Origin of the sequence: Allobranchiibius sp. CTAmp26, assembly GCF_017565405.1 — a bacterium.
Taxonomy (GTDB): domain Bacteria; phylum Actinomycetota; class Actinomycetes; order Actinomycetales; family Dermatophilaceae; genus Allobranchiibius.
Map to the genome: position 1 here is coordinate 55,866 of NZ_JAGEKR010000013.1, position 18,796 is coordinate 74,661.

10 protein-coding genes are annotated in these 18,796 nt (G+C 68.7%); 3 read left to right on the forward strand and 7 right to left on the reverse strand.

What is annotated here, in order from left to right; genetic code table 11:
- Positions 1-193 precede the first annotated feature (193 nt).
- Positions 194-2,341: a hypothetical protein gene (locus J4030_RS10130; RefSeq protein WP_208049108.1), complete on the reverse strand. Its 2,148-nt coding sequence runs from the start codon at positions 2,339-2,341 to the stop codon at positions 194-196.
- A 112-nt stretch (positions 2,342-2,453) separates the two neighbouring features.
- Here J4030_RS10130 and J4030_RS10135 point away from each other — a divergent pair, with 112 nt between their 5' ends.
- Positions 2,454-2,966, forward strand: a complete 513-nt coding sequence (locus J4030_RS10135) for a GtrA family protein (RefSeq protein WP_208049109.1) — start codon at positions 2,454-2,456, stop codon at positions 2,964-2,966.
- On the opposite strand, the gene J4030_RS10140 is transcribed toward J4030_RS10135, so the two are convergent.
- Together J4030_RS10140 and J4030_RS18505 are read right to left on the reverse strand one after the other, a co-directional pair.
- Entirely contained in the window at positions 2,936-3,688 is a 753-nt protein-coding gene (locus J4030_RS10140; RefSeq protein ID WP_208049110.1) for a glycosyltransferase family 2 protein, read from the reverse strand. The genes J4030_RS10135 and J4030_RS10140 overlap by 31 nt on opposite strands.
- 2 nt (positions 3,689-3,690) lie before the next feature.
- On the reverse strand, positions 3,691-4,377 hold the full coding sequence (locus tag J4030_RS18505; protein ID WP_208049111.1) for a class I SAM-dependent methyltransferase: 687 nt from the start codon (positions 4,375-4,377) through the stop codon (positions 3,691-3,693).
- Between the two features lie 102 nt (positions 4,378-4,479).
- Here J4030_RS18505 and J4030_RS18510 point away from each other — a divergent pair, with 102 nt between their 5' ends.
- The gene (locus J4030_RS18510; protein ID WP_208049112.1) at positions 4,480-6,738 is read left to right on the forward strand and encodes a hypothetical protein; all 2,259 of its coding nucleotides are present in this window, start codon (positions 4,480-4,482) and stop codon (positions 6,736-6,738) included.
- A gap of 145 nt (positions 6,739-6,883) precedes the next feature.
- On the opposite strand, the gene J4030_RS10155 is transcribed toward J4030_RS18510, so the two are convergent.
- Positions 6,884-10,783: a DNA-directed RNA polymerase subunit beta' gene (locus J4030_RS10155; RefSeq protein WP_208049113.1), complete on the reverse strand. Its 3,900-nt coding sequence runs from the start codon at positions 10,781-10,783 to the stop codon at positions 6,884-6,886.
- 97 nt (positions 10,784-10,880) lie between these two features.
- Positions 10,881-14,378 (reverse strand): DNA-directed RNA polymerase subunit beta, encoded by a 3,498-nt coding sequence (gene rpoB, locus J4030_RS10160; protein WP_208049114.1) that lies wholly within the window; start codon positions 14,376-14,378, stop codon positions 10,881-10,883.
- Between the two features lie 643 nt (positions 14,379-15,021).
- Between rpoB and J4030_RS10165 the strand changes: the two genes are divergently transcribed.
- Complete coding sequence (locus J4030_RS10165; protein ID WP_208049115.1) at positions 15,022-17,202, forward strand: hypothetical protein; 2,181 nt, start codon at positions 15,022-15,024, stop codon at positions 17,200-17,202.
- Positions 17,203-17,336: 134 nt separating this feature from the next.
- On the opposite strand, the gene rplL is transcribed toward J4030_RS10165, so the two are convergent.
- Entirely contained in the window at positions 17,337-17,720 is a 384-nt protein-coding gene (gene rplL / locus J4030_RS10170) for a 50S ribosomal protein L7/L12 (protein WP_208049116.1), read from the reverse strand.
- An 84-nt stretch (positions 17,721-17,804) separates the two neighbouring features.
- On the reverse strand, positions 17,805-18,380 hold the full coding sequence (gene rplJ / locus J4030_RS10175) for a 50S ribosomal protein L10 (protein WP_208049117.1): 576 nt from the start codon (positions 18,378-18,380) through the stop codon (positions 17,805-17,807).
- Positions 18,381-18,796: the final 416 nt, after the last annotated feature.

Genomic DNA, 18,796 nt, shown 5'->3' on the forward strand with positions numbered 1-18,796 from the left:
CTGATGCACCACGGACGACCTATACAGCGCACATCCGCACGTGGTTGTTCCCATGTGCCGCGCAGTACCGATCGAACGAGCGCAGGGCATGGCCACGCACAGTCCTCAAGTCTACCGGGCGGGCGATACCGCTCCAAATCCACCCGGACGCCGTTCCCGCGGCGCAATCCCCGCCGTCGAGCTCAGTGCCGACTCACGACTCACGGCGGCGCAGCAGGCGCGACGAGACCCCTGGGATGGGCGCGCCGCGCGGCGCCGGCTCACGCGAGGAGACGGTCGCCGCGAGGACCACGAGCAGCGGTACCACGATCAGCATGCCGATGGGCGGGATCCCGGTGCCGGAGTCGTTGGCGAAGAAGCCGAGGACCCAGCAGATGACCGCGGCGACCAGTCCGTTGCCGAGGAAGGGGATCGGCGCCCACAGCCGGGCGACCGGCCGGCTGAAACGCCGGCTCGGGGCGACCAGCACGACGATGGCGACCACGAGCAGGAGCGGCACCAGCAGGGTGAGCGGGCCCGAAGTGAGCATCTGCGCGTTGAGCTGGCCGATCCTGCCCAGGCCGCCCGCCTGCCCGTGGTTGCGCAGGCCGGCCACGAAGTCGCCGAGGTGAGTGCGGTACTGCGCCGGACGCAGATAGTCCAGGACGGCCAGCCCGGCGACCACGAGCCCGGTGGACCCGCCGATCAGGGCGACCCGCTGCCACGTCACGCGCAGTCCCGAGGCGTTGAGCGCGAGATAGGCGAACGCCGGGATCATCGCGACGGGCCCGCCGGCGTCGGCGCCCCAAGCGGGCGAACCGTCGACCAGGATCGCGGGTATCGCGACGAGCACCACCGTCGCGGCGGCCAGGTCGCGGCGGCCCGCTCTGATCAGAGGGTCCGCGAGCAGCGCAGCGATGAGCAGGGCGCTCGTGGCGAGCATCGCGTAGCCGACGTTGCCCATCCCGTAGTAGCGCCCGCCGTACAGGGGTTGCAGTCCCATCATGGAGGTCAGCTGCAGCCGGGAACCGTGCATCGTGTCGTCGAGCACGGTGTACCCGGTGATCGCCAGGACGACGAGGAGGGGGCCGGCCCGGTGGCGTCGCCACGGCCCGGTAAGTGCGAGCACCGAGATGGCGACGGCGATGAGCAGCACACCGCCGGTGAGCGCGAAGCCGGGGTGTCCCGAGCGGTACCAGGGGAAGACCCCGATCAGGAACGTCGCTGCCGGCAACGACGCCAGCGCCCCTGCGGTGACGCCGATACCCGCCCGCAGCAACGAGCTCGCCACGAGCGGCTGCTCGCCGCGCCGGATGCGCCGTACCTGCAGTCGCCACAGCAGCACGCCGAGCGCGACCACCACCGCACCGATGACTAGGGCCCGCGGGAAGAAGCTGCGCAACACGGAGTGCTGCACGGCCAACTCCTGCCCGAGGTCGCGTGCCAGCGTGACCGGGCCGTAGACGCTGCTGCTCGGTTCGACGGACGGGACCCTGGCCTCGGGCAGGGTCGGCGCCGCGCTGCCGTAGCGGTGCAGGATCAACGCCGTCAGGTCGACGATGCCGATCATCCCGATCTGGCGGGTGTTCAGCGACGTCAGGCGACCGTGCGGGACACCCGGGCCGGTGATCACGACGGATCGCAGGTGCTCCGGCGACGCGTCGTCCCCGAGCGCGGCCACCACCAGCGTGGCGTCGGCCGGCACCTTCGCGACGGCAGCCCGCAGATCCTTGTCGTTCGTACTGACCAGGCTCACCAGCGTGATGGGGCAGGTCGAGAAGTCGGCGTCGGCCAGTCCGGACGCGTAGTGCGCGACCTCGCCCTGCCGGTCCGACGCGGCGAGCGCCGCACCCCCACCGACGGCGCTCACACACTCGTGGTGCTGCATCGCCGTGGACGCGAGCCGACCGATGTCGGCCTTCGGACTGCGGGAGAGCGCTGTCGCCCGCCAGGTGGGCCATTCGGGGTAGTACCCCGTGGTCGCGCTGGTCCGGAACGGCGTCTGGATCCCGGGACAGCGATCCACCTTGTGACCCGGGAGCGTCTCGTGGGCGAGTCCCCCGACCGCCGTGCGGGTGCCGGCGGACAGAGTCATCCAGCCGTCGCCGGTGCAACTGTGGCCCGACACGGCCCGGGTGAGCAGGTCGCCGACCGCTCCCTTGCGGGCCAGGGAGTACAGCGTGGGATTCGCCGAGCTGGAGGTGGAGTTCCAGTCCAGCAGCGGCACCCGGATGACCACGATCGGACCCGGTTGGGAGATCTGCTGCAACGCGGGTCGGTGGGTGAGCAGCGAGGTGAGCAAGAGCCCGCCCAGACCGGATGCGAACACCAGCACGCACACAGTCAGCCAGCGCCGGATCACCGGGTCAGGGTACGGCTACTTTCATGAGCGCCCGCTGCGTGGGCGCGCGGACCGTGGATCATCCGTTGGTAGTGTCCTAGCAGGTTCGTCATCCCACCGTCGGAAGTTGTCGATGTCCACCCATGAGGCGACCGTCAGCGCCCCCGCAGCCCCGCATAACGGCAGCGGGCTGCGCCAGGCGTTCCGATTCGGCGTCGTCGGAATCGCCGGTTTCGTCGCCGATGTCGGCGGGTTCAACCTGCTGCGCATCGAAGGCCCGGGGCCCCTGCACGCGTACCCGATCTCCGCGAAGGTGATCTCCAGCGTGGCCGGGGTGATCGTGGCCTGGCTCGGCAACCGCTACTGGACCTTCCGGCACACCCGACGGGAGCGGATGCATCACGAGTTCCTACTGTTCGCCGTGGTGTCGATCATCGGGATCGCGATCGCGGCCGCCTGCCTGGCCGTGTCGCACTACGTGCTGGGCTACCGCTCGCAGCTCGCCGACAACGTCAGCGGCAACGGCATCGGACTGGTGCTGGCCACCGGTTTCCGGTTCTGGGCCTACAAACACCACGTGTTCGTCTCGCAGAACGGCGAGCCGTTCACCGCTGCCTACGAGGACGCGGACGAGGACGAGGTCTGAGCGCGGCGTACCCGCTTGGGGTGCGCGAACCGCATCCGACCGCTCATCGCGAACATCTCCAACCCGAGGGGGATGGTCTTGCGCAGCTCGCCGGTGACCGAGGACTCCCCCACCCGCGGGTGGTAGTTGACGGGCACCTGCACCATCTTGGTGCCGCTCTTGGCGGTGAGCAGCAGCATCTCCAGCCCGTACGCCGAGCCGTCGAGCGTGGAGTGCTCCAACAGGTGGTCGGCGTGGGCCCGCGTCATGACGCGGAAGGTGCATCCCACGTCGGACAGGCTGGTCGTGTTGTAGAGCGCCTCCACCCACTTGGCGACGCCCCAGTTGCCCCACTTGAGGAACCAGCCCATGTTGGCGCCGTCCCAGATGAACTCCGAGACGGTGCGCGACCCGACCACGAAGCCGCACTCGGGCATGAACGCCAACAGCTTGCGCAGGTCGGTGGGGTCGAAGGTGCCGTCCGGCTCGCAGACCGCGATCAGGTCCGTACGCGCCTCGCGCAGACCCCGCTGGATCGCGGCGCCGTAGCCCTGCCGTGCCTCGTGGACCTCCCGGGCACCGGTCGTCGCGACCTCCTCGGAGGTGCCGGCGGCGGCGTTGTTGTTGACGACGAGCACCTCGTCGACCTCGGGCATCGCTTCGAACGCCGTGATGCACGCGGCGATGCTGTCCTTCTCGTTGTACGTGGGCAGCACCACCGTGAGGGTGGGATTGCTGGGCATGTTCACTCCTTGGGTCGGCTGGCGACGACGAGCATCTGACCGGCCAGCGGCTTGATCGGTGACGCGAGATACCACGGCACCAGGAACGAGAGGCGGGCGCCGGACGACTTCATCGTCAACGGCATGAAGCGCGGTTTGACCAGTTCCACCCGCAGACCGCGGGAGGTCAGGTAGTCGCTCAGCGACTGGTCGGTGAAGATCGCGACGTGCGTGTAGTCGTCGAAGTAGCGGCGCGGCGCCAACCGGAAGTTGGGCTGCATCAGGATCAACCGACCGCCGGGGCGCAGCACACGCAGGACACCGTCCACCAGGCGATTGGTGTCGGCCCGCTCGAGGTGCTCCAGCAGGTTCGAGGCGAACACGACGTCGAAGGAGTCCTCCTCGAACCGGGACAGATCGGTGCAGTCCCCGACGACCGCCTCGACCTGCGGCGCCGCATTGCGCCGGACCGTGTCGTCCAGGTCCATGGCGACCACCCGCCCGGCGGTGATGGCGTTGGAGAAGTCGCACCAGCCCGCGCCCAGCTCGAGCACTGCGGAGTCGGGTCCGAACCACCGCTGGAAGTACCCCCCCAGGTGCCGCCAGATGTCCGAGCGGGCGGGATTGGGTGCCAGGCGGGTCTCGAAGTAGCCGGGCTGGTAGTTGCCTGGCCCGGTGCCGTCGCTCGGCACGTCGTCCTGCTGGGTCACGATGTCCTTCCCGACGACCTCAGGTGGCCGGCTGGTCCGGCCCGATCCCCGTGCCGCACCGTAGCCCACAGGGCCGCAGGTAGCCCAGCTACGGTGTCGCTCGTGCCTGCGACCCACACCATGCCCACCCTCCGTCGCCCGTCCCTGGACACCGCTCGCCACGCCGGCGGCTACTGGGTGCTCCTGCTCGCGACCGCGCTCTACCTGGGGTACGCGTCCGTCTACGGCCTCTCCGGGTCGTACGTCGTCCGTGCCCTCCTCACCGTGGCCGTCACCCAGCTGCTGCCCGGCGTGATGCTGTGGCGGTGCATCCGCCCGCGGGACGGCTGGCTGCTGGAGGACCTGGCGATGGGCTTCGCCATGGGCATCGCCGTCGTCGTGCCCACCCAGACCATCGCCGGATACAGCCACCAGCGGTGGATCGCCCTCGTGCTGCCACTGCTCGTGGTCGTCGCCCTGGCGGTCGTCCCCGTGACACGTGCCCGGATCGTGCAGGCCCGCTGCGCGCCGCTGCCGTGGTGGCTCGGTGCGGGCCTCGCGGCGCTCTCGGCGTCCACCCTCCCCGGCCTGATCGCCTACTTCCGGGCCAACCAGCCGCACTGGACCTACGGCGTGGGTCAGCCCCACGTCGACACCTACCTGCACCTCGCGCTGTCGTCCGAGCTGCTCGAGCGCGGCCCCGCGGCGTGGCCGACGGTCATCGGGGAGAACCTGGGCTACCAGTGGTTCGCGCACGCCTGGATCGCCCAGGTCACGGCCTCCAGCGGCGTTCCCCTGGACAGCGTGCTGATGCGTTTCCTGCCCGCGATCATGCCCATCGTCTCGGTGAGCTGTGTGGCGGCGCTGGCCCTTCGCCTGACCCGCAGCCCCGGCATCGCACTGGGCGCGGTCGCCCTCGCATCCCTCGCCGGCCAGACGTCCCCGGTGCGAATGGTCGAGATCAACGTGATGATCAGCCCGGAGTCGCCCACGCTCGGTCTCAGCGTCCCGACACTGATGGCCCTCGTGGCTGTGCTCGCGATGCGCTGGCGAGGAGAGGCGCGGCGCGGCGCCGTGGTGATGGTGCCGATCCTGACCGTGATCGCGACCGGCACCAAGGGCTCCACGGCACCCGTCGTGATCGCCGGGGTCGCTCTGGCGCTGCTCGCGATGTTGATTTGGCGGCGCCCCCTGGCACTGCACCTGGTCCTCGACCTGGCGATGATGGCGGTGGCGCTGGTGGCCACGCTGGCCATCGTGTTCCACGGATCCGCGTCCGGACTGCAATTCGGAGTGGGGGCGTCGGCCGAACAGACCCGGCTCGCGGGACCGCTGGGCGGAGTCCCGACCTACTTCCAGCAGCGCTTCGTCTCGGGAGTCACCATCCTGATCGGGCTGGGGCCGGCGCTCCTGGGGGCCGCGGTCCTCTGGCGCCGCGAGGAACGCCGTGACCCGGTCATCTGGGTGCTGCTCGGCGCCGCGATCGCCGGGGCGGCTGCCGTCGGGTTGTTCTCCCACCCCGGCCGGAGCCAGGGGTACTTCCTGTTCACCGCCCTGCCCCTGGCCTGCATCGCGTCCGCCATCGGCGCCGAGCGGGTGCTTCGCGCCCTCACCGCTCGGGGCCGGGCGCTGCTGATCGCGTCGGCCGGCATCGGGGCCCTGTGCTTCACGATGCTGCCGACCCTCATGGTCGGACCGTTGAAGCGGCACACCTTCCGCAGGCTCGAGGAGTCCCTGGTGCTCGGCCTGATCGTGCTGGTCGCGGTGGGCGTCCTGGCCGTCGTGCTCACCCGCGCCACCGATCGCTCCCGCGCGCGACAGATCGGGTTGGGAGCCCTGGCGGGCGCCGTTGTGCTGTCCGGGCCGGTGGCGTTCGACCAAAGGCTCGCCGCCACCACGATCCCGCAGATCGATCGCCACGTGAGCGTCAAGGCCGCGACCGCCAGCACCAACGGCCAGATCGCCGCTGCCTCCTACATCGGCGCGCATTCGGGCGTCGAGGACCTGGTGATGACCAACCGGCACTGCGTACGCCCGACCCGCCCCTACAACTGCGACAGTCGGCGCTGGCTGGTCACCGCCTACAGCGAGCGGCAGGCGTTGATCGAGGGGTGGACGGCGACGAACACGGCGACGCGTCTGGCGACGAAGGGGCGCAGCTCGGTCACCGTCAACTACTGGCACCCGCAGCTGCTCGCGCTGAACGACGGCTTCTACACCCACCCGTCGGCATCGGCCGCACGCCAGCTGTGGGACAAGGGGGTGCGCTGGGTCTATGAGGAGAACACCATCCGGCACGCCGCGACCCTCGCCCCGTACGCGACGCTCCGCTTCCGCGATTCCAGCGCGAGCGCCTGGCAGCTGAACCGCCCCACCGGCTGACCGCTGCCCGTCCGGTCTGCCGGAGGACCGCTACGGGCGTAGGCAGGTGTCCGCACGGGCGAGAACCCGGTACTCCCCTCTCGGGTGACAGAGAACGGCCCCACGAACCTCGCGGTTCGTGGGGCCGTTCCTTGTGGTACGTCGGTCAGTCGAGCCCGAGTGACGCGTCGTCGAGACGGACCGCCTCGCCCGATCCCGGACCGAAGTTCGGGTAGTCGTAGCTCTGGTAGTCCGGCAGCGCGTACAGCGCGGCCTTGGCCTCCTCGGTCGGCTCGACCTTCACGTTGCGGTAACGCGTCAGGCCGGTGCCGGCGGGGATGAGCTTGCCGAGGATGACGTTCTCCTTCAGCCCCAGCAGCGGGTCGCTCTTGGCGTGCATGGCCGCCTCGGTGAGCACCCGGGTGGTCTCCTGGAAGGAGGCCGCCGAGAGCCACGAGTCGGTCGCGAGCGACGCCTTGGTGATGCCCAGGAGGTCGGGACGACCCGACGCCGGACGGCCACCCTCGGCGACGGTGCGCCGCGAGCTGTCCTCGAACCGGCCACGCTCGGCCAGCTCGCCGGGGAGCAGATCGGTGTCGCCGGCCTCGATGATCGTGATCCGGCGCAGCATCTGCCGCACGATGACCTCGATGTGCTTGTCGTGGATCGAGACACCCTGCTGGCGGTAGACGCTCTGCACCTCGTCCACCAGGTGCTTCTGCACCGCACGGGGGCCGAGGATGCGCAGCACCTGCTTGGGGTCGATGGCACCCTGCACGAGCAGCGCACCGACCTCGACGTGGTCGCCATCGGAGATCAGGACCCGGGCACGCTTGCTGACCGGGTAGGCGTGCTCTTCCGAGCCGTCGTCCGGGGTCAGCAGGATGCGGCGGGCCTTGTCGGTCTCCTCGATCTGCACGCGGCCTGCGGCCTCGGCGATCGGGGCGACACCCTTCGGCGTACGCGCTTCGAACAGCTCCACGACGCGGGGCAGACCCTGGGTGATGTCATCACCCGCGGCGCCACCGGTGTGGAACGTGCGCATCGTCAGCTGGGTGCCGGGCTCACCGATGGACTGGGCGGCGATGATGCCGACCGCCTCACCGATGTCGACCAGCTTGCCGGTCGCGAGCGACCGTCCGTAGCACTTGGCGCAGGTGCCGACGCGGGACTCACAGGTGAGCACCGAGCGGACCTTGACGTTCTCCACGCCGGCCGCGAGCAGCCGGTCCAGGTTGACGTCGCCGAGGTCGGAGCCGGCAGCTGCCAGCACCTCACCACCGGACTCCACGTCCGTGGCGAGCGTACGAGCGTAGACCGAGGTCTCCACGTCGTCGTGCTCGACCAACGAACCGTCGGCTGCCCGCTGGGCCACCGGCAGGGTCAGACCACGGTCGGTGCCGCAGTCGTCCTCGCGGATGATCACGTCCTGGCTGACGTCCACCAGACGACGGGTGAGGTACCCGGAGTCGGCAGTACGCAGCGCGGTGTCGGCCAGACCCTTACGGGCACCGTGCGTGGAGATGAAGAACTCCAGCACGGACAGGCCTTCACGGAAGTTGGACTTGATCGGGCGCGGGATGATCTCGCCCTTCGGGTTGGCCATCAGGCCACGCGCGCCGGCGATCTGCCGGACCTGGTGCCAGTTACCACCGGCACCCGAGGACACCATCCGGAAGATGGGGTTCTTCGGGTCGAAGTTGGACTGCATCTCTGCAGCGACCTCGTTGGTGGCCTGGGTCCAGATCTCGATGAGCTCCTGACGACGCTCGTCGTCGGTGATCAGACCACGCTCGTACTGGCCCTGCACCTTGGCGGCCTTGCCCTCGTAACCGCTCAGGATCTCCAGCTTGCGGCCGGGGGTCTGAACGTCGGAGATGGCCACGGTGCAGCCGGACCGGGTGGCCCAGTAGAAACCGGCTTCCTTCAACGCGTCCAGGGACGCGGCGACCTGGGCCTTGGGGTAACGCTCGGCCAGGTCGTTCACGACCGTCGACAACGCCTTCTTGTCGATCGCGGTGTTGAGGAAGGGGTAGTCCTCGGGCAGCGTCTCGTTGAAGAGCACCCGACCGAGAGTCGTCTCCAGCGTGAGGCTGGAGATGCGACCGAGCTCGTCGGCGACGGCGCCTTCGGGCAGCGCGTGACCGGTCGGCGGCACCTGGTCGGTGAGCCGGATCCGGACCGTCGAGCCGAGCTTGATCTCGCCACGGTCCAACGCCATCCGCGCCTCGGCGGCGGTGCCGAACGAGCGCAGCTGCTCGTCGTCGCCCTCGCCCACCGTCACCCGTCCCTCACCGGAGGTGAGGAAGAAGATGCCGGTGATCATGTCCTGGCTGGGCATGGTCACGGGACGACCGTCGGAGGGCTTCAACACGTTGTTGCTCGACAGCATGAGGATGCGGGCCTCGGCCTGCGCCTCGGTCGACAGCGGCACGTGGACCGCCATCTGGTCACCGTCGAAGTCAGCGTTGAACGCGGTGCAGACCAACGGGTGGATCTGCACGGCCTTGCCCTCGACCAGCTGCGGCTCGAAGGCCTGGATGCCGAGGCGGTGCAGCGTGGGCGCACGGTTCAACAGGACCGGGTGCTCGGTGATGACCTCTTCGAGGACATCCCAGACCACCGGACGCGCCCGCTCGACCATCCGCTTGGCGGACTTGATGTTCTGCGCGTGGTCCAGGTCGACCAGACGCTTCATCACGAACGGCTTGAACAGCTCCAGGGCCATCTGCTTGGGCAGGCCGCACTGGTGCAGCTTCAACTGCGGGCCGACCACGATGACCGAACGGCCGGAGTAGTCGACGCGCTTGCCCAGCAGGTTCTGGCGGAAGCGGCCCTGCTTGCCCTTCAGCATGTCGGACAGCGACTTCAGCGGACGGTTGCCGGGGCCCGTGACCGGGCGACCACGACGACCGTTGTCGAAGAGGCTGTCGACGGCCTCCTGCAGCATCCGCTTCTCGTTGTTCACGATGATCTCGGGTGCGCCGAGGTCGAGCAGACGCTTGAGGCGGTTGTTGCGGTTGATGACGCGACGGTAGAGGTCGTTCAGGTCGGAGGTCGCGAAGCGGCCACCGTCCAGCTGCACCATCGGGCGCAGGTCCGGCGGGATCACCGGGACGCAGTCCAGCACCATGCCGACAGGGCTGTTCTTGGTCTGGATGAACGCCATGACGACGCGCAGTCGCTTCAGGGCACGGGTCTTGCGCTGGCCCTTGCCGGTCGCGATCGTCTCGCGCAGCGACTCGGCCTCGGCGACGAGGTCGAAGGTCTCCAGGCGCTTCTGCAGCGCCTGGGCGCCCATGCCGCCCTCGAAGTACAGACCGAAACGGGTCCGCATCTCGCGGTAGAGGACCTCATCGCCCTCGAGGTCCTGGACCTTGAGGTTCTTGAAGCGGTCCCACACCTGCGTGAGGCGCTCGATCTGCAGGTCCGAGCGCTTGCGGATCTGGTTCATCTCGCGCTCGGCGGACTCGCGCACCTTGCGGCGGGCGTCAGCCTTGGCGCCCTCCTTCTCCAGCTCGGCGAGGTCGGACTCGAGCTTGGCGGCGCGGGTGTTCACGTCGTTGTCGCGACGGTTCTCCAGCTCCTTCTTCTCCACCTCGATCTGCGCCTCCAAAGAGGGCAGGTCGGCGTGCCGCTGGTCCACGTCCACCGAGGTGATCATGTAGGCGGCGAAGTAGATGACCTTCTCCAGGTCCTTCGGAGCAAGGTCGAGCAGGTAGCCGAGGCGGCTCGGGACGCCCTTGAAGTACCAGATGTGCGTCACGGGGGCGGCGAGCTCGATGTGGCCCATCCGCTCACGGCGTACGGCGGAGCGGGTGACCTCGACACCGCAGCGCTCGCAGATGATGCCCTTGAAGCGCACCCGCTTGTACTTGCCGCAGTAGCACTCCCAGTCACGGGTCGGACCGAAGATCTTCTCGCAGAAGAGTCCGTCCTTCTCCGGCTTCAGGGTGCGGTAGTTGATGGTCTCGGGCTTCTTGACCTCGCCGTGGCTCCACTGGCGAATGTCCTCGGCAGTTGCGAGACCGATGCGGATCTCGTCGAAGAAGTTGACGTCCAGCACAGTTGCTGTCCTTCTTTCGTTTGTTTCTAGCTAGTCAGGAGATGAAGAGCGGTCCCCGTACGGCGGCGCGGTGCACGCGCCGCCGTACGGATGTGGATCAGACCTCTTCGACGCTGCTGGGCTCGCGGCGCGACAGGTCGATACCGAGCTCCTCCGCCGCGCGGAAGACCTCCTGGTCGGAGTCGCGCAGGTCGATGATCTGACCATCGCTGCTCAGGACCTCGACGTTGAGACACAACGACTGCATCTCCTTGATGAGCACCTTGAAGGACTCCGGGATGCCCGGCTCCGGGATGTTCTCGCCCTTGACGATGGCCTCGTAGACCTTCACCCGACCGATCACGTCATCGGACTTGATGGTGAGCAGCTCCTGCAGCGCGTACGCCGCGCCGTAGGCCTCGAGCGCCCAGACCTCCATCTCACCGAACCGCTGACCACCGAACTGCGCCTTACCACCGAGCGGCTGCTGGGTGATCATCGAGTACGGGCCGGTGGAACGGGCGTGGATCTTGTCGTCCACCAGGTGGTGCAGCTTCAGGATGTACATGTAACCGACCGAGACCGGCTCCGGGAACGGCTCGCCGGAGCGACCGTCGAACAGCTGCGTCTTGCCGGACGCGCCGACCAGTCGCTTGCCGTCCCGCGTGGGGCGCGTGGAGTCCAGCAGTCCGGTGATGACGCCCTCGGACGCACCGTCGAAGACCGGGGTCGCCACGCGGGAACCGGGCGGGGCCTGGTGCGCGTCGGCGGCGATCTCGGACTTGAACGAGGTGTCGCCGGTGTTCTCGGCGATGTCCCATCCACGGCTGGCGGCCCAACCCAGGTGCAACTCCAGGATCTGCCCGAGGTTCATCCGGCGCGGGACACCGTGCGGGTTGAGCACGACGTCGACCGGCGTGCCGTCCTCCAGGAACGGCATGTCCTCGACGGGCAGGATCTTGGAGATGACGCCCTTGTTGCCGTGCCGACCGGCGAGCTTGTCGCCGTCGGTGATCTTGCGCTTGTTGGCGACGTAGATGCGCACCAGCTGGTTCACACCCGGCGGCAGCTCGTCACCCTCCTCGCGGTCGAACACCTTGACGCCGATGATCGTGCCGGTCTCGCCGTGCGGGACCTTCATCGACGTGTCACGGACCTCGCGTGCCTTCTCACCGAAGATCGCGCGGAGCAGGCGCTCCTCCGGGGTCAGCTCGGTCTCGCCCTTAGGCGTGACCTTGCCGACCAGCAGGTCGCCGTCGCGCACCTCGGCACCGATGCGGATGATGCCGCGCTCGTCCAGGTCGGCGAGGACCTCCTCGGCGACGTTGGGGATGTCGCGGGTGATCTCCTCCGGGCCCAGCTTGGTGTCGCGAGCATCGATCTCGTGCTCCTCGATGTGGATCGAGGAGAGCACGTCGTCCTGCACGAGACGCTGGCTGAGGATGATCGCGTCCTCGAAGTTGTAACCCTCCCAGGGCATGAACGCCACGAGCAGGTTCTTCCCGAGGGCCATCTCGCCGCCGTCGGTCGCGGGACCGTCGGCGATGACGCCACCGGCCTCGAGGCGGTCACCCTCGGTGACCACGACGCGCTGGTTGTAGCAGGTGCCCGCGTTGGAGCGGGTGAACTTGGCGATCTTGTACGTCGAGTAGGTGCCGTCGTCGTTCATGACGTTCACCAGATCGGCGGAGACCGCCTGGACCACACCGGCCTTCTCGGCGCGGACCACGTCACCGGAGTCCAGTGCCGCGCGGTACTCCATGCCGGTGCCGACGAGCGGCGCCTCGGAGCGGACCAGCGGCACGGCCTGACGCTGCATGGCCGCACCCATCAGGGCGCGGTTGGCGTCGTCGTGCTCCAGGAACGGGATCAGAGCGGTCGACGCGGACACCATCTGGCGTGCGGACACGTCCATGTAGTCGACCTCGCCGGCCGGTACGTCGCTGGCCTCGCCGCCCTTGGTGCGGCCGAGCACGCGCTCCTCGGCGAACGTGCCGTCATCGGTCAGTGCCGCGTTGGCCTGCGCGATGACGAACTTGTCCTCCTCGTCCGCGGACAGGTAGACGACCTCGTCGGTGACCCGACCCTCGGTCACCTTGCGGTACGGCGTCTCGATGAAACCGAACGGGTTGATCCGCCCGTACGACGCGAGCGAGCCGATCAGGCCGATGTTCGGGCCTTCAGGGGTCTCGATCGGGCACATCCGGCCGTAGTGGCTGGGGTGCACGTCGCGCACGTCCATGCCGGCGCGGTCACGGGAGAGACCACCCGGGCCCAGCGCGGACAGCCGACGCTTGTGCGTCAGGCCCGCGAGCGGGTTGTTCTGGTCCATGAACTGGCTCAGCTGGCTGGTCCCGAAGAACTCCTTGATCGAGGCCACCACGGGGCGGATGTTGATCAGGGTCTGCGGGGTGATCGCCTCGACGTCCTGGGTGGTCATCCGCTCGCGGACGACGCGCTCCATCCGCGACAGGCCCGTGCGGACCTGGTTCTGGATGAGCTCACCGACGTTGCGCAGTCGACGGTTGCCGAAGTGGTCGATGTCGTCGACCTCGACGGGCAGCGTGACATCGTTGCCCTCACGGGTGCCGGTCATCTCGGTCTCGCCGGCGTGCAGCGCGACCAGGTACTTGATGGTGGCCACGATGTCGTCGACCGACAGCGTCGAGGTGTTGAGCTCGACGTCGAGGCCGAGCTTCTTGTCGACCTTGTAACGGCCGACCTTGGCCAGGTCGTAGCGCTTGCCGTTGAAGTACAGGTTGTCCAGCAGGTTCTGGGCAGCCTCGCGGGTGGGCGGCTCGCCCGGACGCAGCTTGCGGTAGATGTCCAGGAGGGCTTCGTCCTGGGTGGTGGTGTGGTCCTTCTCCAGCGTCCCGCGCATGGAGTCGTACTGGCCGAAGGTCTCCAGGATCTGGGCCTCGCTCCAGCCGAGGGCCTTCAGCAGGACCGTGACCGACTGCTTGCGCTTGCGGTCGACGCGGACGCCGACCTGGTCGCGCTTGTCGATCTCGAACTCCAGCCACGCACCGCGGCTGGGGATGATCTTCGCGGTATAGACGTCCTTGTCGGAGGTCTTGTCCAGGTTGCGCTCGAAGTAGACACCCGGGCTACGCACCAGCTGGGAGACGACGACACGCTCGGTGCCGTTGATGATGAAGGTGCCGCGGCCGGTCATGAGCGGGAAGTCGCCCATGAAGACGGTCTGGCTCTTGATCTCACCGGTGGTGTTGTTCATGAACTCCGCGGTGACGAAGAGCGGCGCGGCGTACGTCATGTCACGTTCGCGGCACTCCTCGATGGAGTACTTGACCTCTTCGAAGCGGTGGTCGCGGAACGACAGGCTCATGGTCTCGGCGAAGTCCTCGATCGGAGAGATCTCCTCGAAGATGTCCTCCAGACCGGAACGGTCGTTGACCTCGGCCTTGCCGGCGGCCTTGGCCGCGGCGACCCGCTCCTGCCAGCGCTCGTTACCGAGCAGCCAGTCGAAGCTCTCGGTCTGGGGAGCCAACAGATCGGGCATTTCCAGCGGTTCGCGGATCTTCGCGAACGAGAGGCGGCCCGATGCCGTCTTCGCCGTTGTGAGTTTCGATGTCGTCGCAGTGCGCGAGGCAGCCAAGGAGAGTCCTTCCACAGGCCTGACGGGCGGGCGGTTCGGTCACGTGCCCGGTCAACACCCGCACCTCGTACCCGGTCGCGGACAGCGCGACAGCGGCTCTGCAAATCACGCACCTTCACCGCGGCGGAAGAACCAGCCGGACCGATGGGGGCGCACGAAGTGAGTGCCGTGGACAATGAGGATTGGCTGATGGAGGGCAGCGCAAAGTGCAACACTACACCTGAAGGCATGGGCTGTCCACCCACCTCCAGGCCACGCCCGTTGCCGGCCGCTGCGCGACCGCTCGGACGCCGACACCCGGACCGGCCAGCCTGCGAATCCCCGGCGCGCGTGCTGCGCAGTCTCGTGGTCGCGGCGCTCGGTTCCGATGCGCTTGCGTGGTTTGCAGCACCGAGAGTGCACCCTCGAGACTTCCGGGTCAAGGATTGCGCCGAGAATTCTGCCGGCGCGTCGCATCCGACACGACGCGAGCGGCGCTGCAGGGAATGCGTCCACCACCGGTTCGGGCCGGTTCCCGAGTCGCAGAGACTAAAGTCCGAGTGCACGTTCACTCACGATGCGCACCGGAACGCGCCCGCGCGAACACGGCGCGCATCGCGATCTGGGACATCGCATCCACCCCCGTCCGAAAGAGCTAGCACCTGTGACCGCACAGCCCATCGCAGACGCACCTGACACCGCGAAGACTGGCCCGGACACGGGACGCCTCGACCGTTGGAAGGCGCTGGGGCCGCTGCGTATGCCGGAGCAGTCCCCTGCGCTGTCGGCGACTTCCCGAGCACGGGTCGCGGCGCTGTGCGCGGTCGCCGTCGTGCTCGCGCAGATCGTCCACGCGCTCGGTCCGCACGACCTCGGTTCGGCCAGCGTCTGGTTCCTCCTGCAGATCCTGCCGGGCGCTGCCGTGTGCGTCTGGTGGCGCGGGCTGGGTGCCTCCACGTTCGCGCTCTACTCCATCGTCCTCAGTCTGGTCATCGACACCCTCCCGAGCCTGACGATGGCCCTGACCGGCAGCTGGCACCCGGATGTCCTGTACGCGGTGGTCGGCACGGCGATGGTCGCGTCGTTCGCGGCGTTCGCCTGGTCGGAGCGGGATGCGCTCCGTGGGCGACCCGGCATCGCGCGCTCCGCAGGACGGCCTGCGTTGCTGCTCGGCCTCTGCGCGGTCGGCCTCGTGCTGGTCGAGGCGGGTGTTCGACCCGGTGTCCTCCCCCCACGCGCGGGGATCACCGGTGTGACGCACTGGTGGTGGTACCTCGGGATCGCCGTGCTGCTCGCGACCTTCGCCTACGCCTGCGCGACCCGCGACGTGCTCGCCGCCCCTGTGCTGCTCGGCTCGACCGTCGTCGTGCTGTCCCAGGCGCTGGCCTACCGCTCTCCGAACGTCATGCCCGCCGCCCGGCACATCGGGGTCATCAAGTACCTCTTCTCCCATCACCAGCTCGACCCCTCGCTCGACATCTACCAGGCCTGGTCCGGGTTCTTCGCGAGCCAGGCGTGGACCATGCATGCCGCGGGGATCACGGACCCCTTCACGGTCGCGACCTGGTGGCCGGTCCTCGGCACGGTTGCCGTGGTCCTGTCCGTGCGGGTGCTTGCCGGGAAGTTCCTCTCGGTCGGTCGCGCCTGGGTCGCCGCCGGCATCTTCGCCCTCGGGAACTCCCTGGCCATCGACTACTTCTCCCCGCAGGCCGTGGTGCTCGCGCCGTGCTTCGGCATGATCGCGCTGCTCATCGCCCCGGAGTACGAGGCGCGGCGACTGCGGACGGCGCGCTACGTGGCGGCGATCGGCATGAGCATGACGATCGCCGTCAGCCACCAGATCAGCCCCTACATGGCGACCGGCGCCCTGATCGCCCTCATCCTCGCCCGCGTCATCCGCCCCTGGTGGACCTTCCTGATCGGCCTGGTGCCCGCGCTCGTGTGGGCGTTGCTGAACCAAGGCCAGCTGGGCGGCTACCTCGATCCCGGTGCCGTCGCGAACTTCTTCGAGAACGTGGCCCCACCCCAGCACCCGAGCGCTGCCGTCCCGGTGCCTCTCGTGGCACGCCTCACCTACGACGTGCCGGCGGTCGCGCTCGTGATGCTCGTGGGGGTGGCCGCCTACGCGCTCTTCACCCGACGCGACCGCCACGCGGTCGCGATCGCACTGGCCGGCGTGAGCCCGGCCGGGCTCGCGCTCGCGACGAACTACGGCCAGGAGGGCATCTTCCGGATGGCGCTGTTCGCGCTGCCGTGGATCGCGATCCTCGCCGCGTCGGCGTCCGCACCCCGGTTGTTCCGCGCGATCAGACCTCGCCCTGTCGTGGTGTTCGCCGCGGCCTTCACGACCGCAGCCGTCCTGATGGCTGTCAACGTCCTCGGCCAGACGGGCATGGACTGGGCCAGGATCATGCGGCCGGGGACCGTCGTCACCGAGCGGTATTTCGAGCTGCACGCGCCGCGCGGGGCGGCGATGCTGTCGGTGGGGACCAAGGCCGCCACCCCCGTCGCACAGACCGGGCGCTACCTGGAATTCAACTTCACCAGCCTCGATGACCTCGTCCCCCGCACCGAGAGTCCGTACTCCCTGCAGACCGGCCGCGCGTACGACCCCCGGGCCGACATCGCTCGCTGGACCCGGCTGTTCATCGCCGTCCCGGCGCCGGCCCACTACGCCCTGCTGTCCGACGACATCGGCGCCTTCGACGAGCGTTACGGCAACCAGCTCGACAGCGACTACACGAAGATGCGCAAGGCGATGCGCAACGAGGCGGGCTGGCGACTCGTCGTCGCTTCACGCACCGCGGAGCTCTACCGCTACGTCGGCGCGGGAGCGAAGGCGTAGCGCCCGACCGGGCCCACGCATCGTTCCGGGAACGGCGAAACGGCGGGACCGACCCGTAGGTCGATCCCGCCGCTCATGCGCGCTGTGCGCGGGTGGGTGCAGCGGGGCGCGAGCGCCCCGTCACACCCGGGTGATCACTTGAGCTCGACGCTGGCGCCGGCGCCCTCGAGCTGCTCCTTGGCCTTCTCGGCCGTGGCCTTGTCGACCTTCTCCAGGACGGCCTTGGGGGCGCCGTCGACGACGTCCTTGGCTTCCTTGAGGCCCAGGGAGGTCAGCGCACGGACCTCCTTGATGACCTGGATCTTCTTGTCGCCCGCGGCGGTCAGGACGACGTCGAACTCGTCCTGCTCGGCCTCGGCCTCGGCGGCGCCGCCACCGGCACCGGGGGCGACCGGAGCGGCCGCGACGGCCGCGGTGACGTTGAAGGTGTCTTCGAACTGCTTCACGAACTCGGAGAGCTCGATGAGGGTCATTTCCTTGAACGCGTCAAGGAGCTCGTCGGTGCTGAGCTTCGCCATGAGGTGGCGTCCTTTCTGTTGGTACTGCTGCCGTGAGTGGCGGATGTACTGGTGGATTGCCGTCGTCCTGCGGATGCAGGAACGTCAGCTCTCGTCGCCACCCTCGGCGACGTCGGTCTCGGGCGCCGGCGCGGCGGCCGGACCCTCCTGCTCGTTCTTGGCGCGCAGCGCCTCGACCACGCGCGCCGTCTGGGACAGCGGCGCCTGGAAGAGCGCAGCCGCACCACTGAGCGATGCGTTCATCGCTCCGGCGAACTTGGAGAGCAGGGTCTCTCGCGACTCGAGAGCCGCGAGCTTGTCGATGTCGGCTGCCGTGAGGGTGTTCCCGTCGAGGACACCACCCTTGATCACGAGCAGCGGGTTGGCCTTGGCGAAATCACGCAGGCCCTTGGCCGCCTCGACCGGTTCACCGGTGACGAAGGCGATCGCGGACGGTCCTTGCAGCTGGCCGTCGAAGGCGGTGACGCCCGCGTCGGCAGCAGCACGCATGGTCAGCGTGTTCTTCACCACGACATAGGTCGCGTGCTCACGCAGTGAGCTGCGCAGCTGCGAGAGCTGCGCCACGGTCAGGCCGCGGTACTCCGTGAGAACGGCCGCATCGGACTGACGGAACTTCTCCGTCAGTTCGGCGATGGCAGCAGCCTTGTCAGCTTTCGCCATGCGGACCTCCTTCGATGGTGTGGCCGTCGGCGTGATGGGCCCGCATACGAAGAAGAGCCCCTGCGCAGTGGCGCGGGGCTCGGACCGACATCGCTCTCGCGCGCCGGATGATCCGCCGGAAGGGCCGGATCTGCCTGTTGCTCACCTGCGCTGGTTGCCCGACCACGAGAGGCGGGACCTTCGGCGGGCTCGGGTGAGCCTGCAGCCGGCGGTCTTTGGTGAGCTCAGTCTAGGAGCGGCGCGACCGAAGCGCCAAATCGACATGGGGAAATCGGCACCGCGGTCACTTTCCTGCACCCACCCGCCGTACCCCGGTGGGAAGTCGGCACCGCGGTCACTTCCCCGCACCCCGCGCGTCGTACCCCGGGGGAAAATCGGCACCGCGGCCACTTTCCCGCACCCACCCGCCGTACCCC